13 protein-coding genes and 2 tRNA genes are annotated in these 15,561 nt (G+C 67.5%); 10 read left to right on the top strand and 5 right to left on the bottom strand.

What is annotated here, in order from left to right; genetic code table 11:
* Nucleotides 1–42: 42 nt before the first annotated feature.
* The 3 genes from ACFWPK_RS31170 to argS are packed head-to-tail and all read right to left on the bottom strand — an operon-like array spanning nt 43 to nt 4,497.
* A complete protein-coding gene (locus ACFWPK_RS31170) occupies nt 43–1,383 on the bottom strand; it encodes a homoserine dehydrogenase (RefSeq protein WP_378921875.1) in 1,341 nt (446 codons plus the stop codon).
* Nucleotides 1,380–2,801 (bottom strand): diaminopimelate decarboxylase, encoded by a 1,422-nt coding sequence (gene lysA / locus ACFWPK_RS31165; protein ID WP_378921873.1) that lies wholly within the window; start codon nt 2,799–2,801, stop codon nt 1,380–1,382. The genes ACFWPK_RS31170 and lysA overlap by 4 nt, the downstream gene beginning before the upstream one ends.
* Nucleotides 2,802–2,835: 34 nt before the next feature.
* Nucleotides 2,836–4,497: an arginine--tRNA ligase gene (gene argS / locus ACFWPK_RS31160; RefSeq protein WP_378921872.1), complete on the bottom strand. Its 1,662-nt coding sequence runs from the start codon at nt 4,495–4,497 to the stop codon at nt 2,836–2,838.
* Nucleotides 4,498–4,586: 89 nt separating this feature from the next.
* On the opposite strand from argS, the gene ACFWPK_RS31155 reads away from it, so the two are divergent.
* The 7 genes from ACFWPK_RS31155 (at nt 4,587) to ACFWPK_RS31125 (ending at nt 11,205) form a co-directional block, all read left to right on the top strand.
* A complete protein-coding gene (locus ACFWPK_RS31155; protein ID WP_378921870.1) occupies nt 4,587–5,474 on the top strand; it encodes a DUF3105 domain-containing protein in 888 nt (295 codons plus the stop codon).
* A complete protein-coding gene (locus ACFWPK_RS31150) occupies nt 5,474–6,199 on the top strand; it encodes a DUF305 domain-containing protein (RefSeq protein ID WP_378921868.1) in 726 nt (241 codons plus the stop codon). Before ACFWPK_RS31155 ends, ACFWPK_RS31150 begins: the two co-directional genes overlap by 1 nt.
* A 112-nt stretch (nt 6,200–6,311) precedes the next feature.
* Nucleotides 6,312–6,384: transfer RNA gene (locus ACFWPK_RS31145), tRNA-Arg, on the top strand.
* Nucleotides 6,385–6,502: 118 nt separating this feature from the next.
* Nucleotides 6,503–7,129, top strand: a complete 627-nt coding sequence (locus ACFWPK_RS31140) for a hypothetical protein (RefSeq protein WP_378921866.1) — start codon at nt 6,503–6,505, stop codon at nt 7,127–7,129.
* 385 nt (nt 7,130–7,514) lie between these two features.
* Complete coding sequence (locus ACFWPK_RS31135; RefSeq protein WP_378921865.1) at nt 7,515–8,537, top strand: iron ABC transporter substrate-binding protein; 1,023 nt, start codon at nt 7,515–7,517, stop codon at nt 8,535–8,537.
* Nucleotides 8,538–10,091: an ABC transporter permease gene (locus ACFWPK_RS31130; protein WP_378921864.1), complete on the top strand. Its 1,554-nt coding sequence runs from the start codon at nt 8,538–8,540 to the stop codon at nt 10,089–10,091.
* A gap of 55 nt (nt 10,092–10,146) precedes the next feature.
* Nucleotides 10,147–11,205 (top strand): ABC transporter ATP-binding protein, encoded by a 1,059-nt coding sequence (locus ACFWPK_RS31125; RefSeq protein ID WP_378921863.1) that lies wholly within the window; start codon nt 10,147–10,149, stop codon nt 11,203–11,205.
* 114 nt (nt 11,206–11,319) lie between these two features.
* Here the strand turns inward: ACFWPK_RS31125 and ACFWPK_RS31120 are convergent, their stop codons facing one another.
* Nucleotides 11,320–12,753 (bottom strand): RNA-guided endonuclease TnpB family protein, encoded by a 1,434-nt coding sequence (locus ACFWPK_RS31120; protein ID WP_378921862.1) that lies wholly within the window; start codon nt 12,751–12,753, stop codon nt 11,320–11,322.
* A gap of 171 nt (nt 12,754–12,924) precedes the next feature.
* Between ACFWPK_RS31120 and ACFWPK_RS31115 the strand changes: the two genes are divergently transcribed.
* From ACFWPK_RS31115 to ACFWPK_RS31105, 3 genes are all read left to right on the top strand, one after another.
* Nucleotides 12,925–12,995, top strand: a tRNA-Cys gene (locus ACFWPK_RS31115).
* Nucleotides 12,996–13,035: 40 nt separating this feature from the next.
* Nucleotides 13,036–13,623, top strand: coding sequence for a MarR family winged helix-turn-helix transcriptional regulator (locus ACFWPK_RS31110; RefSeq protein ID WP_378921860.1), 588 nt, complete (start codon nt 13,036–13,038; stop codon nt 13,621–13,623).
* 25 nt (nt 13,624–13,648) lie between these two features.
* Nucleotides 13,649–14,704, top strand: a complete 1,056-nt coding sequence (locus ACFWPK_RS31105) for a hypothetical protein (RefSeq protein ID WP_378921858.1) — start codon at nt 13,649–13,651, stop codon at nt 14,702–14,704.
* Here the strand turns inward: ACFWPK_RS31105 and ACFWPK_RS31100 are convergent.
* Nucleotides 14,701–15,495: an enoyl-CoA hydratase gene (locus tag ACFWPK_RS31100; RefSeq protein WP_378921856.1), complete on the bottom strand. Its 795-nt coding sequence runs from the start codon at nt 15,493–15,495 to the stop codon at nt 14,701–14,703. The two genes, ACFWPK_RS31105 and ACFWPK_RS31100, sit on opposite strands and share 4 nt — an antisense overlap.
* Between the last annotated feature and the right edge of the window lie 66 nt (nt 15,496–15,561).

Raw genomic sequence — 15,561 nt, 5'->3', positions numbered from 1 at the left:
ACGATGCGGTGCGAATGTCGGCGACGCCGCGCACATTCCGCCTCATTCTTCTGTGCCTTCCAATCTGAGAACGCTGGTCACAGCGGTGACGGATTCCATGTCCGCCAATACGGCGACAGTATCTGCCAGCGACGACTCCACCGCATGGTGGGTGACGACCACGAGCCGGGCGCCGTCGCCGTGGCCCTGCTGACGCACGGTGGAGATGCTCACCCCGTGCTGGGCGAAAGTGTCGGCGACCGCGGCGAGTACGCCGGGACGGTCCTCCACCTGCAGGTTCACGTGATAGCGGGTGGGGGTGTCGCCGATCGGAGCGATCGGCAGCTCAGCATAAACCGATTCGCCGGGTGCGCGACCACCGTAGAACTTGTTACGCGCGGCCATCACCAGGTCACCGAGCACGGCCGACGCGGTGGGAGCGCCACCTGCACCCTGCCCGTAGAACATCAGGCGACCGGCATTGTCGGCTTCGACGACAACAGCGTTGAACGCGCCGTTGACCGAGGCCAGCGGGTGCTTGCGCGGGATGAGCGCCGGGTACACGCGCACCGAGACGCGATCCTTGCCGCCCTCTTCCAGCGTCGGCTCGCCCGGACCGGCCGAGACGCGCTCGCAGATGGCGAGCAGCTTCACCGTGCAGCCGACGGCCGACGCGGTCTCCAGGTCCTCGGCGGTGATCTTGGAGATGCCCTCGCGGTAGACATCTGCCGCGGTCACGCGGGTGTGGAACGCCAGCGAGGCCAGGATCGCGGCCTTGGCGGCGGCGTCGTAGCCCTCGACATCGGCGGTGGGGTCGGCCTCGGCGTAGCCGAGTTCGGTGGCCTCGGCGAGCACGTCGTCGTAGGCGGCGCCGGTCTCGTCCATCGCGGAGAGGATGAAGTTGGTGGTGCCGTTGACGATGCCGACGACCTTGTTCACCCGGTCACCCGAGAGCGACTGGATCAGCGGGCGGACCACCGGGATCGCACCGGCGACGGCGGCCTCGAAGTACAGGTCGGCGCGGCTGCGCTCGGCGGCGGCGGCGAGTTCGCCGGTGTAGTCGGCCAGCAGCGCCTTGTTGGCGGTGACGACGGATTTGCCCGCGCTGAGCGCGTCGCCGATCAGCTTGCGGGCGGGGTCGATGCCACCCATGACCTCGACGACCAGGTCCACGTCGTCGCGGGCGACGAGCGCGGCGGCATCGGTGGTGAGCAGCTCGGCGGGCAGACCGCGGTCCTTGCTGATGTCGCGCACCGCGACACCGCGCAGCACGAGCGGCGCGCCGACGCGCGAACGCAGGTCATCGGCGTGATCGCACAGCACGCGAACCACCTCGGTGCCGACAGTGCCCATCCCGAGCACGGCTACGCCGAGCGGACGCCCCGCATCTTTGGTGCCGTTCATTCTTCCACCTCCAGGCTGAGCAGGTCCGCCACCGTTTCCCGGCGCAGAATCAGTCGCGCCGCACCGTCTCGCACCGCGACCACGGCGGGCCTGGTGAGCAGGTTGTAGCGGCTCGACATCGAATAGCAGTACGCACCGGTCGCTGCCACGGCCACCAGGTCGCCGGGGGCCGTATCGGCGGGCATCCAGGTGTCACGAATGACGATATCGCCACTCTCGCAATGCTTTCCGACCACGCGCGCGACGACCGCGTTGGCGTCCGACGAGCGCGAGACCAGACGGCAATCGTAGTCGGCCTGGTACAGCGCGGGGCGGATATTGTCGCTCATCCCGCCGTCCACGCTGACGTAGCGACGGCGCGCGCCACCGTCGAGTTCGACATCCTTGATGGTGCCGACCTCGTAGAGGGTGACGGTGCCGGGGCCCGCGATGGCGCGACCCGGTTCCACGGCGATGGTCGGCTCGGGCAGCCCGGCGCGGGCGGCCTCGGCGGCCACCAGGGCGCGCAGTTTGGCGGCGAACTCGCCCAGCGGCGGCGGGTTGTCGCTCGGCAGGTACGAAATGCCGAGACCGCCACCCAGATCCAGGGTCGAGATCTGCGCGGTGCGTTCGATGCCGAACTTGTCGATGGCCTCGCGCAGCAGGCCGAGCATGCGGCGCGCGGCGATCTCGAAGCCGTCGAGTTCGAAGATCTGCGAGCCGATGTGGCTGTGCAGGCCGACCAGGCGCAGGTTGTCGGCCTCGAAAACGCGGGCGAGCGCCTCCATGGCGTCGCCACCGGCGATCGAGAAGCCGAACTTCTGGTCCTCGTGAGCGGTGGAGATGTACTCGTGGGTGTGGGCTTCGACGCCGACGGTCACGCGGACCAGCACGTCCTGCACCACGCCCGCCGCACCGGCGACCGCTTCGAGCCGCTCGATCTCGTAGAGCGAGTCGACGACCACGTGCCCCACACCGGCCGCGACGGCCGCTTCGAGCTCGGGCACCGACTTGTTGTTGCCGTGCAGCGCGATCCGCTCGGCCGGGAAACCGGCGTTGCGCGCGACGGCCAGCTCACCGCCGGAGCACACGTCGAGGGAAAGGCCCTCGTCCCGGATCCAGCGCGCGATCTCGCCGCACAGGAACGCCTTGGACGCGTAGTGCACGCGAGCATTCGGCCCGAACGCGGCGACCATGTCGCGGCAGCGCGAGCGGAAGTCGTCCTCGTCGATCACGAACAGCGGCGTGCCGAACTGCTCGGCGAGCTCGGTGACAGGCACGCCCGCCAGCGCGACCACACCGTCGTCAGCGCGCGAGGCATTGCGCGGCCAGACGTTCGCGGGGAGGTCGATCATCTCCCTCGGATCGGTCGGGCGCTCGGCCAGACTCGGTGCGTGCGGGATCTCTGCGTGCCGGGGACCGGCCGGGTGTGCACTCATTTCGGTGCGTCCTCTCTGAAAAGAATGCCGGTGTTCACATGCGCTCCGGTGCGCTCACGCCGAGCAGGGCGAGGCCGTTGGCCAGCACCTGACGGGTCGCTTTGACCAGCTCGAGCCGGGCGGCGTTGAGCTCGGTGACGGCGTCGTCACCCTTGGGGAGCACGCGCATGTCGTCGTCGGACTGGAACGGGTGGTAGACACCGGCCAGTTCTTCGAGGTAGCGGGCGATGCGGTGCGGTTCGCGGGTATCGGCGGCGGTGGCGACCACGCGCGGGAAATCGCCGAGGGTGCGGATCAGATCACCTTCGCGACCCGAGGTCATCAGCGCGAAATCCGGTGCCACAGAAGCGAATTCGGCGTATTTCGCGGCATTGCCGATGATGCTGTTCGTCCGCGAGTGCGCGTACTGGACGTAGTAGACCGGGTTCTCGCTGCTGGCCTTGGTCCACAGGTCGAGGTCGATGTCGATGCTCGAGTTCACCGAGGACCGCACCAGCGAGTAGCGCGAGGCGTCGACACCGATCTGCTCGACCAGGTCGTTGAGGGTCACCACGGTGCCGGCGCGCTTGCTCATCTTCACGGCGACGCCGTCGCGCACCAGGTTCACCATCTGCCCGATCAGCACCTCGACGGTGTCGGGGTTGTCGCCGAACGCGGCCGCGGCGGCCTTCAACCGGCCGATGTAGCCGTGATGGTCGGCGCCGAGCATGTAGATGGCCAGGTCGAAGCCGCGGGCACGCTTGTTCTGGAAGTAGGCGATGTCACCGGCGATGTAGGCGGCGTTGCCGTCGCTCTTGAGGACCACGCGGTCCTTGTCGTCGCCGTACTCGGTGCTGGCGATCCACCACGCACCGTCCTTCTCGTACAGGTTGCCCGAGTTCTTGAGCTGCTCGACGGCCTGTTCGACGGCGCCGGAGGCGAACAGTTCGCTCTCGTTGAAGTACACGTCGAAATCGGTGCCGAACTCGTGCAGATCCGCCCGGATCTGGGCGAACATCTGCTGCACGCCCTCGCTGCGGAATACCTCGTGGCGCTCGTCGGCGGGCAGGGTGAGCACCTCGGGATGCGCGGCGACAATCCCGGCGCTGATCTCGGAGATGTACTCGCCCGCGTAACCGTCGGCGGGGGTCGGCTCGCCCAGCGCGGCCGCGACCAGCGACTTCGCGAAGCGGTCGATCTGCGCACCGTGGTCGTTGAAGTAGTACTCGCGGGTCACGTCGGCGCCCTGAGCGGCCAGGATGCGCCCCAGCGCGTCACCGACCGCGGCCCAGCGGGTGCCACCGAGGTGCACCGGCCCGGTCGGGTTCGCGGAGACGAATTCGAGGTTGATCTTGGTGCCCGCCAGCGCGAACCCGGTGCCGTAGATCTCCCCCGCGGCCAGGATCTGACTCACGATCGCGCCCTGCGCCGAGGCGGCGAGCCGGATGTTCAGGAACCCGGGGCCGGCGATCTCGGCCACATCGATACCCTCGGTCGCCGACAGCGCCTCGGCCAGCCAGCCGGCCAGCTCGCGAGGGTTGGTTCCGACCCGCTTGGCCACCTGCATGGCCACATTCGTGGCATAGTCGCCGTGTTCGGGGTTGCGCGGACGCTCCACTGTGACCTGCTCGGGCAGGACCGACGAGTCCAGTCCGCGTTCGACAAGCACCTTCGCCGCGGTGGTACGAAGGAGATCTGCAAGGTCAGCTGGAGTCACGAGTCTCTATCCTATTGGCTGGGCCCCTTGCAACCACGACCGCCCGCCATGAACCCACCGATCCACACGTCGAAAGAGCACAACGAGCGATGCCTAGCAGGACCAGCGCCACATCAGCCAAGGCCGTGCGGGCCGCGGGGAAGTCGTCTCCGTCCCGCAAGACCCGCAAGGGCAACCTTCCGGGCAAGAAGCGCGACACCCCATGGGCACTGCTCGGCGCCGGTGTTGCCATCGTCGCGCTGATCGGCCTGCTCGCCTACAGCCTGGTGCCCAAGTACCTGGATCAGGCCGCGATCCGGGAAGCCCAGACCGACCTCAAGGAATGGGTTCCCTCCAAGGAGAACCAGGACCCGTCGGCCAAGATCGACGGCGTCGTGAAGTCGGAGTACCCGGCCGGTCTGCACGTGACCGCCAGCCAGCGCGTTGCCTACGACAAGACCCCCGCCTTCGGTGGTCCGCACGACGGCGCCTGGGCGAACTGCACGGGCACCGTGTACGCCAAGCCGATCCGCATGGAGAACGCGGTGCACTCGCTCGAGCACGGCGCGGTCTGGATCGCGTACAACCCCGACAAGGTCGACGCGGCCGGTGTCGAGAAGCTGTCGAACTTCGTCAAGGGCCGTCAGTACTCGCTGATGTCGCCGTACCCGGGTCTGGACTCGGCGATCTCGCTGCAGTCGTGGGGCCACCAGCTCAAGCTGGACAACGCCGACGACGCGCGGATCAAGCAGTTCATCTCCGCCCTGCGCGAGAACCCCTACGCCTACCCCGAGGTCGGCGCGAGCTGCTCGAACCCGATCTTCGACGCGAACAACCCGCCGCCGTTCGACTCCACGCCCTACGGTCCAGAAGCGGTGCCGATGGACGGTAAGGGCCTGACCCCTGACACGACCGAACTCGGCGGCGGCGGCATCGGCTCCGGTATCCCCGGCCTGCCGAACATCCCGGTGCCGGGCGGCCTGCCCTCGGGTCAGTAGTGAGCGCGCAGGAAGAGAGCACGGTCGAACCCGACGACATCGCACCCGAGCCGAGCGCGCGACGCCCGGCGGGGGCGGTGCTCGTCCTCGGCGCGATCGGTCTGCTACTGCTGGGCGCCGTGGCGGGCGTGCTGTTGCGGATGCCGCTGGAGAAGAACTCCGAACCCGAGCCGAGCGCTGTCGACATCGGTTTCAGCCAGGACATGTCGGCCCACCACGCGCAGGCCGTCGACATGGCCGGGGTGGCGCTGATCGCCTCGAACGACAACGACGTGCGCCGCCTCGCCTACGACATCCTGACCACTCAGCAGAACCAGATCGGCCGCATGCAGGCCTGGTTGCAGCTGTGGGGCGAGTCCAACCAGAACGTCGACGGCTACATGGGCTGGATGACCGACGACCACGGCAGCACCGGCCACCACGGCGGTACGACGGACGGACCCGCGATGTCGGGCCCGATGCAGTCGATGCCAGGCATGGCGAGCCAGGAGGAGATGACCGCGCTACGCCAGTCCACCGGCCCCGCCCTCGACACGATGTTCCTGCAACTGATGCTGCGCCACCACCAGGGCGGCGTCCCGATGCTCGACTACGCCGCCGAGCACGCCGACACCACCTCGGTCCGCACGCTGGCCGCCACCATGTCGAAAACCCAAGAGGGCGAATCGCAGCTGATGACCACCATGCTCGCCGCTCGCAACGCCACCCCCCTCCCCTTCAACTGACAACCGCGGCCGGACCGGCCCAACCCCCGGTCCGGCACCGTTTTTGGCGCACCGCACTCGATGCGATACGCTGTCGCTGCCCGATCGCCTCACCGCGACCGGCATCTATCCCGCCCTCGTAGCTCAGGGGATAGAGCGTCTGCCTCCGGAGCAGAAGGCCGCAGGTTCGATTCCTGCCGAGGGCACAAATTCGAGGCCCCGTCCGTTCGGTCGGGGCCTCGTTTTTTCGATAGTCAGGTTTGATCTCGCACGGTTCCACACGTTGTGGGGGCAGGCGCCCCCGATGACATCAGGAGCGTTGCCATGACGAATCCGCCCGAGGGACAGCAGCCTCCCTTCGGACAGCAGCCGCCGGTCGGTCCGGGGATGCCATCCGGGCCGCCGGGCTATCCACACGCGGGGTTCGGGGCGGGTGGGCCGCCAGGACCCGAGTATCCGGATGGGCCCGACGTTTTCGCACCGCCACCCGCGCCGAAGAAGAAGCGGACCGGGTTGTTCATCGCGCTCGGTGTTGTCGCGCTGGTGGTGATCGGTGCCCTGGTCACGGGTGTGGTGCTCACGTTGCAGGGGCGTACGCCGTTGTCGTCGGACGAGACGCAGATCGATGTCGCGGTGCGCGATTTCTACGACACGCTCGATTCCGAGGGTTTCATCGCCGCCGCGCAGCTGGCCTGCCAGGCCGACCGCACCGAGATCGACAATCTCACCCCCGAGCAGCGCGAGCAGTTCGACAAGGCGACGGTCCAGGTGACCATCGACGATGTCAAAGACATCGTCATCACCGGTGACAACGCGAAGGCGACGGTGACCGGTCAGCTGACGCTGTCGGTGGAGGGCGAGGAGCCCGATACCGAGTCGAGCACCGAGGAGCACCTCACCAAGGAAGACGGCACCTGGAAGATCTGCTCGGCACCGGCCAACAAACACTGACCGAACACCCGGTGACGTCTCCCGGTATCGCCCGCAACCGCCGTTACCCGGGGATATGTGCTGCTGCGGAGCGTCGCGCCGGACAGTACTCGCCGCCGCGGCGGGCGTAGCACTCGCCGCCGTGGTGCCGGGTTCTGTTGCAGCACAATCTGTTCCGCTGATCGCACTCGATCTGGAAATCGTCACCGTGACCGAACGTGGCGTGGTACTGACCCCGCGGGAGCAGCCTGACCCGCGGTCAGTATTCCGGCACCGCGATCACGTCGTCGCACGGGATCTCTCCGGCCTCTGATTCGCCGTTCGTACACATCCCCGCACGTCAGGCGGGGTATCTTCCTTAGGTAAGCCTCATCATAGGATGGGCAACCTTGGTGGAAGGACGCCGATGACCTCGCGCAGTTGGAAACCTCTGGCCGGGCTGATGGCGGTCGCCGTGGCGACACTCGGCCTCAGCGCCTGCTCCTCCTCCTCTGGCAGCGCCGACGAGATCACCGTCTACAACGCCCAGCACGAGTCGCTCACCAAGGAGTGGGTCGCGGCGTTCACCGAGGAGACCGGCATCAAGGTCACCCTGCGGCAGGGTGGCGACACCGCGCTGGGCAACCAACTCGTCGCCGAAGGTGCCAACTCCCCCGCCGACGCCTTCCTCACCGAGAACTCCCCCGCCATGGCGCTGGTGGAGAACGCGGGCCTGTTCGCCGATGTCGACAAGGCCACCCTCGACCAGGTGCCTGCTCAGTACCGGCCGTCCACCGGCAAGTGGACCGGAGTCGCTGCTCGCGCAACGGTTTTCGTCTACAACAAGGACAAGCTCCAGACCGCCGGGCTGCCCGCCTCGCTGCTGGATCTCGCGCAGCCGCAGTGGCAGGGACGCTGGGCGGCGGGCACATCCGGCGCCGACTTCCAGGCGATCGTGGCAGGTTTGCTCGCGCTGAAGGGCGAGGACGTCACCCGCGCCTGGCTGCGTGGCATGAAGGCCAACGCGACCAGCCTGCAGAACAATGTCGCGACCATGAAGGCGGTCAACGCGGGCAATCCCGACGGTGGCGTGATCTACCACTACTACTGGTACCGCGACCAGGCCAAGACCAAGGAGGGCAGCGCGAACACGGCGCTGCACTATTTCAAGAACCAGGACCCCGGCGCGTTCGTCAGTGTGTCGGGCGCCGGCGTGCTGAAATCGAGCAAGAAGCAGGAGTCCGCGCAGAAGTTCCTGGCCTTCATCACCGCGAAGAAGGGCCAGGAGGTGCTGCGCGACGGCGATTCGATGGAGTACCCGGTGGCCAGCGATGTCGCCGCGAACCCCGCGCTGCCGCCGCTGGCCGACCTGCAGGCGCCCGCGATCGATCCGAGCAAGCTCGACGCGAAGAAGGTCACCCAGCTGATGACCGAGGCCGGGCTGCTGTAAGTGCGTGCCGCCCTGGCGAAGTCGACACCTCGGGTCGGTCGGCCCGGGGTGTTCGTCACGCTCGTCGCGCTGGTGCTGACGGCGGCGACGTTCGTGCCACTGGGCTACATCGTCTCGGTGCTTTTCGACACCGGGCCGAGTGAGGCCGCCGCGCTGGTGTTCCGGCCGCGGGTGGGTGAGCTGCTCGCGAACACCGCGCTGTTGGTGCTGTGCACGGTGCCGATCTGCGTGGTGCTCGGGATCGGGCTGGCCTGGCTGGTCGAGCGCACCGAGGTGCCGGGGCGGGCCTGGTGGGGGCCGGTGCTGGTCGCCCCGCTCGCGGTGCCCGCGTTCGTCAACAGTTATGGGTGGGTCAGCGTTTTCCCGTCGATGCACGGGCTGTCTGCCGCCGTGATCGTGGCGACGATGTCGTATTTTCCGCTGGTGTACCTGCCGGTCGCGGCCACGCTGCGCAGGCTGGATCCGGCGATCGAGGAATCGGCGCGCGCGCTCGGCTCGGGGCCGGTGGCGGTCTTCTGGCGGATCACGTTGCCGCAGTTGCGATTAGCGACGCTCGGCGGCGGACTGCTGATCGGGCTGCATCTGCTCGCCGAATACGGCGCGTTCGTGATGCTGCGTTTCGACACGTTCACCACGGCGATCTTCGAGCAGTACCAGAGCAGTTTCGCCGGTCCGGCGGGCAGCATGCTCGCGGGGGTGCTCGTGCTGTGCTGCCTGGCGCTGCTCGGTGGGGAGTCGCTGCTGCGCGGCGACGCGCGGTACGCCCGGCTCGGCGGTGGTGCGGCGCGGTCCGGGCGGCCGATCGCGTTGGGTGGGTGGCGGGTGCCGCTGTGCGGGGTGCTCGTGGCGGTGGTCGTCGGCGCGCTCGGCGTGCCGCTGTGGACGATCGGGCGCTGGCTGTGGTTAGGCGGTTCAGCGGTGTGGGATTCCGTGGAAATCGGTGCGGCACTGGGCCAGACGATTGCCCTGGCGGCCGCGGCCGCGCTGGTCACGACGCTGTGCGCGTTTCCCGTCGCCTGGATCGCGGTGCGCTCGACGAATGCGTTCGCCCGGCTTATCGAGGGCGCAAACTACATCACCAGTTCGCTGCCCGGCATCGTGATCGCGCTCGCCCTGGTGACCGTCACCATCCGCTGGACACCCCCGCTCTACCAAACGGTGTCGCTGGTGGTGATCGCCTACACGCTGATGTTCCTGCCCCGCGCACTGGTGAGCGTGCGGGCCGGGCTGGCGCAGGTGCCGGTCGGCCTCGAAGAGGTGTCACGGTCGCTGGGCGAGTCGGCTTCGGCCACCTTCTTCCGGGTGACCCTGCGGATGACGGCGCCCGCCGCTGCCTCGGCTGCCGCGCTCGTATTCGTTGCGGTGTCAACCGAACTCACCGCAACCTTGCTCCTCGCACCCACCGGCACCCGCACTTTGGCCATGCAGTTCTGGGCCAAATCGGGCGAACTCGATTACGCCGCCGCCGCGCCGTACGCGTTGATCATGATCATCGCCGCGGTACCGGTGACGTATCTGCTGTTCACCCAGTCACGCAAGGCGGCTGGGGTATGAGCGGTCAGCAACTGGGGGCAATCGCGCATGCCCGTATATTCCGAGGGGACACAGCATGAGTCGGCTTGTCGTCGAAGGGGTTTCGAAGAGTTTCGGTGCCACCAAGGTTCTCGATCACATCGACCTCGACGTACCCCATGGCACGGCTGCGGCGGTGGTCGGCGCGTCCGGCTGTGGCAAGACCACGCTGCTGCGGGTGATCGCCGGATTCGAGGGCCCCGATACGGGTTCGGTGCAGCTCGGATCGGAAACTGTTGTCCGTCAGGGTCTTTGCGTACCGCCACAGCGCAGGCGGATCGGTTACGTCGCCCAGGACGGCGCCCTGTTCCCGCACCTGAGTGTCGCCGACAATATCGCCTACGGCCTGCACACCGGCCTGCGCGGCGCCATCGACCGCCTTCGCCCTGGCCGCGATCGTCCTCGCGTCATCGAACTCCTGGCCATGGTCTCCCTCGACCCGGACTACGCCGACCGCAAACCTCATCAACTCTCCGGCGGCCAGCAGCAGCGTGTCGCCCTTGCTCGCGCGCTCGCCCGCAAACCCGACCTCATGCTGCTCGACGAACCGTTCAGCGCACTCGACACCGGGCTGCGCGCCACCACCCGCCAGGCCGTCGCCGACACGCTGCGCGCCGCGGGCATGACCAGCATCCTGGTCACCCACGATCAGGAGGAAGCGCTCAGCTTCGCCGAACAGGTCGCCGTCATGCGCGCGGGCCGGTTCACCCACGTCGGGCCGCCACAGCAGGTCTATCACCAGCCCGCCGACCTGTTCACCGCCCGCTTCCTCGGCGATTGCGTCCTGCTCGATGCCCTCTGCGAAGCCGACATCGCCAAGTCCGTGCTCGGCCCCGTTCCGGTCCAGCCAGGCGCCCCCACCGGCGAAGTGACCCTGATGATCCGCCCGGAACAGCTCGCCGCCCAGGTGATCGCCGCCGACGAACCGCACTCCGGCCACGTCACCGCGGTCGACTTCCGCGGCCCCGACGTCATCTTGACCATCGATCTCGCCGAGGGCGCAGGCACCGTGCGAGTCCGCCGCACCGGCATCGCCGCCCCCACCACCGCCGACCGCGTCCGCCTCACCATCCACGGCCCCGCCGTCGCCTACTAACCATTGTGATCATCCTGATCCCGAATCTCGTGGCCGCGGCGCGGCTGAGTGGTTTCCAGCGTGTCTGGAAATCCGGATGGTTTCCAGACACCGCCCTTCTCGGGCGTCGTCGGTTTACGCCACCTGCGTGGCGTGAACGTCGGTTCCCGCGTCTACCGGGCCGGTTTCACCGACACCTACAAGATGTCGGTCAGCGCCTTCCCGTCGGCGGACATTGGTTACCCGGCCTCCTGCTCGGGGGTCCGGGGATCGTGAAAAGTCCTGTTGCGCCGTCGGCCATTTGGCGAGGTTGACTGCCGCGTTGTGGTCACGATCTGCACGAAAACCACACCCGCAGAAGAACACTCGATCATCCAACGACAGGGCTGGGTTGATTGTGCCGCAGGCAGAGCACTTCTTGGTCGACGGGTACCAGCGGTCCGCTGTCGCGAGTGCGCCGCTGCGCCATGCCTGTTTGTAGGACAACAGGCGGGCGAAGTCGGCCCATCCGGCATCGCTGATCGCGCGTGCCAAGCAACGGTTGCCGAGCATCCCCGCCACATTCAAGTCTTCGATCACGAGCCGGTCTTGGGTTTTGACCAGCCTGTTAGCGACCTGATGGGCGAAATGACGGCGAATATCAGCGACTCGACGATGGTGGCGTCCCAGCCGGGCGGCCGCCTGCCGATGGTTGTGGGACCCCTTCCGTTTCCGCGATAACGACTTCGCCAGACGGCGTTGCCGATCCAGCTCGGTAACCAAGGGTTTGGGCGCGCTGTTGATGCGGGCGATTTCGACCCCGTCGGCGGTCGCGGCAACCGAGAAAACTCCCAACCCGCGGTCGATCCCGACCCAACCACCGTCATCGTTGTGTTCTCGCGGCTGGTGATGCTGAGCCGGGTGCAGATCGGATGCTTCGGTGGCCAGACTGATCCACCAGCGGCGCGCCCGGAAGGAGATGGTGGCGTAGAGAATCTTCGCCCGTCCCTTGGTGAGCATCCGCCGCAGTCGGCGGGTGTCATCGCGCACCCGGATCGCACCGATCCCAGGCAACATCACCGACCGCGCGATCTGGTCACCACCGATTCGGATCGCTGCCCATCCGGCCTTGGTGTTTTTGTTGCGGATCCGAAACGCCGGGACGGTTGCTGACTTCTTCTTGAATCGAGGAAACCCAACCCTCCTACCTGCACGTTTGCCGGTCCGGGAGTCCGAGAAGGCGGCCAGGGCTCGACCACAGTCGACGGCAGCTTCCTCGAAGACTTGCTGGCTCACCTGGCTACGCCACGCCAACCCGGTCACCTGAATCTCGGCGACCCGGTCCGCGCCGACAGCGAAGACCCGTCCTGCGGCTTCGGACTTCTTCCAGGTGTTGAACGTGTTGATCAGGTCGAATCGGGTCCACGGGACCGGATGCTCTGGGCAGGTTTTGCGTTTGGTGAGGGCGGTTTTCACGAAGGCGAGGCTTTGGTTGAACGCGAACCGGGCCGCTCCGGCGTGCCGGGTGAGCATGACGGACTGCTCGACCGTGGGGTCGAGGCAGTACCGGAAAGTCGTGTGGCGGCTCATCGTGGGCGAGTGTGACACAGGACACCGACACAGTGGCGAGTCGTCCTTTGTAGTGGCCGTCGACTCCCCCAACGGTCTCTGATCAGGCACCTGTCCGCCTACTGATCATTGCGATCACACTGATCCCAACCCTCGCCGTTGGCACCGGCACACGGCACTATCAATGGCGAGGCGGGCGTGGCTGAGTGGTAAGGCAACGGTCTGCAAAGCCGTCTACGCGGGTTCAATTCCCGCCGCTCGCTCTGTGGGGTAAAGCGGCTGGGTCGTGGAATGATCGTTTTCATGTCACGGCCCAGACCGCTCTCCCATGACCCCATTGCCGAGGCTTACCGGCAGTGGGTCGCCCACGGCTGGGAGTCGGTCGCCGATGGGATGGCGCTGGTGACCTCGCTGGTTCGGGCGCAGCAGATCGTGATGGCGCGCGTGGACGAGGCGCTCAAACCTTCCGGCCTGACGTTCTCCCGCTACGAACTCCTGCAACTGCTCAGTTTCAGCCGCACCGGCGCTCTGCCGATGGCCAAGGCGAGTGCGCGGCTACAAGTGCATCCGACGAGCGTGACAAATACCGTCGATCGGCTCGAAGCCGCCGGGCTGGTTGTTCGCGTTCCGCATCCCAGTGATCGACGGGCAACTCTCATCGAAATCACCAGCGCGGGAAGGAAATCCGTGGCCGAAGCCACGGCCGCGCTGAACGCCGAGGTGTTCGCCGAACCCGGCCTGCCCGCCGACCAGGGCCGCGACCTGTTACGGCTGCTGGCACAATTCCGTCACGACGCGGGTGATTTCGACGTCGACGACCCGGAAAACCTCGCATTCCACGCGACCTGGCAATCGACTGGAGAATCTTCGGCCGACCCCCTTGGCAGCTAGCGCGAAAAGGTCCACGATGTAGCCCATGGTGCTGATCCTCGGGGTATCGGCGGGCGCGGGTGGAGCCCGCGCCGTGTTGACCCATTCCGATCAGCCCCACATGCCGCCCATCGACCGGATCCAGGTACCGCGCCGGGCCGGGGGCTCGGTGGAAGAATCGGTACTCACCGCGATCGACCGCATGCGCGCGGCGGCGGCAGCACGCGACGAGTACATCTCCGGCACCGCTGTTACCTGCCGCAGCGAACTACAAGCCGACGCGATCAGGGCGGCCGCCGGTCAGGCCGACTTCGCGATCGTCGACGAACCACTCGCCCAGCTGCGCTATCTGCGATTCACCGGCCTGCTGCCCGCCACCGACTCGGTGATGCTCTACGACCTCGGCAGCTCCGGTTTGACCATCACCCACGCCGATTGCCGCACCGAAACCATCCTCGCGGGCAAACGCAGCACCGTCCTCAGCGGCAACGGTTACGACACGCTCCTACGCTGGCAACTCGCCCGCAGTGGCGTCTGCGCCGACGCGCACGCCAGCCGCGAACACCGAGAATCGTTGAGCCGCACCAGAGTCGTCACCGCCGCCGATGCCGACACCGGTGGTCGCGCGGTGCTGACCCGCAGCGACCTGGCCGCGCTCTGCGAAGCGGGACTGCATCATTCGGCCTCGTTCGTGCGCCTGCTGATCGAGGAGACGGGCGTGCGGCCGGGAGCGCTGGCACTGCTGGGTGGCTGCACCCGCAACCCGAGCCTGCGCGCGGATCTGGCGCAGCTGATCGGCCTGCCGATCGTGTACGACCCTGAGCCGGAATATGTTTCGGCACGCGGCGCGGTGCTGCTGTGCGCCCGCCGTCCCTCGGCGCGCTTACGCATGCCGCGACGGGGTACGGGTGCGATCGCAGTCCCGCCCCGTGCGGACAGCCGCCGAAAACTTCTCGCCGCGGTCGCGGTGACCGCCACCCTCGGTGGCACGGTCGCCGGCCTGCTCAGCAACCACAACACCACGGCGCGGTCCCCTGAACAGGGCACCGCGCCGGCTACGGCGGAGTTCGTCGACGGCGCGCCGAGCTGGAAACCGAACTAGCGGTTGCTGAAGTTCGGCGGCCGCTTCTCGACGAAGGCGGCCATGCCTTCCTTCTGATCCTCGGTCGCGAACAGCGAATGGAACACCCGGCGTTCGAACAGCAGGCCCTCGGCGAGGGTGGTCTCGAACGAGCGGTTCACCGCCTCCTTGGCGATCATCGCGACCGGCAGCGACATCGACGCGATGGTCTGTGCGGCCTCGAGCGCGGTGTCGAGCAGTTCGTCGGCGGGCACGACCCGCGAGACGAGCCCGGACCGCTCGGCTTCCTCGGCACCGATCATCCGGCCGGTCAGAATCAGATCCATCGCCTTGGCCTTGCCGATCGCGCGGGTGAGACGCTGCGAGCCGCCGATGCCGGGGATGACACCGAGCGTGATCTCGGGCTGACCGAACTTGGCGTTGTCGGCGGCGATCAGGATGTCGCACAGCATCGCCAGCTCACAGCCGCCACCGAGCGCGTAACCGGCGACGGCGGCGATGGTGGGCTTGCGGAAGTTGGCCAGGCGGTCCCAGCGGGCGAAGAAGTCGGCCAGGAACATGTCCATGTAGGACTTGGGGGCCATTTCCTTGATGTCGGCGCCCGCGGCGAATGCCTTCGCCGAGCCGGTGATCACGACGGCACCGATGGAATCGTCGCCGTCGAGTTCGTCGAGCGCGGCGATGACGTCGTCGAGGACCTGGGCGTTGAGGGCATTGAGCGCCTTGGGCCGGTTCAGGGTGATCCAGCCGACCCCGCCCTTCCCGTCGGTGCCGCCCTTGCGCTCCAGCAGAATCGTCTCGAATTCGGTCACGGCCACCCTCTTGTCAATCAACGGTCACGGATGGTGCTGACGATACCGAGGCGTACCGCCTTCCGG

Source organism: Nocardia sp. NPDC058519, assembly GCF_042719755.1.
Taxonomy (GTDB): domain Bacteria; phylum Actinomycetota; class Actinomycetes; order Mycobacteriales; family Mycobacteriaceae; genus Nocardia.
Note: the sequence above shows the minus strand (reverse complement) of the source record. Positions and strands in the feature narration are given on the sequence as shown.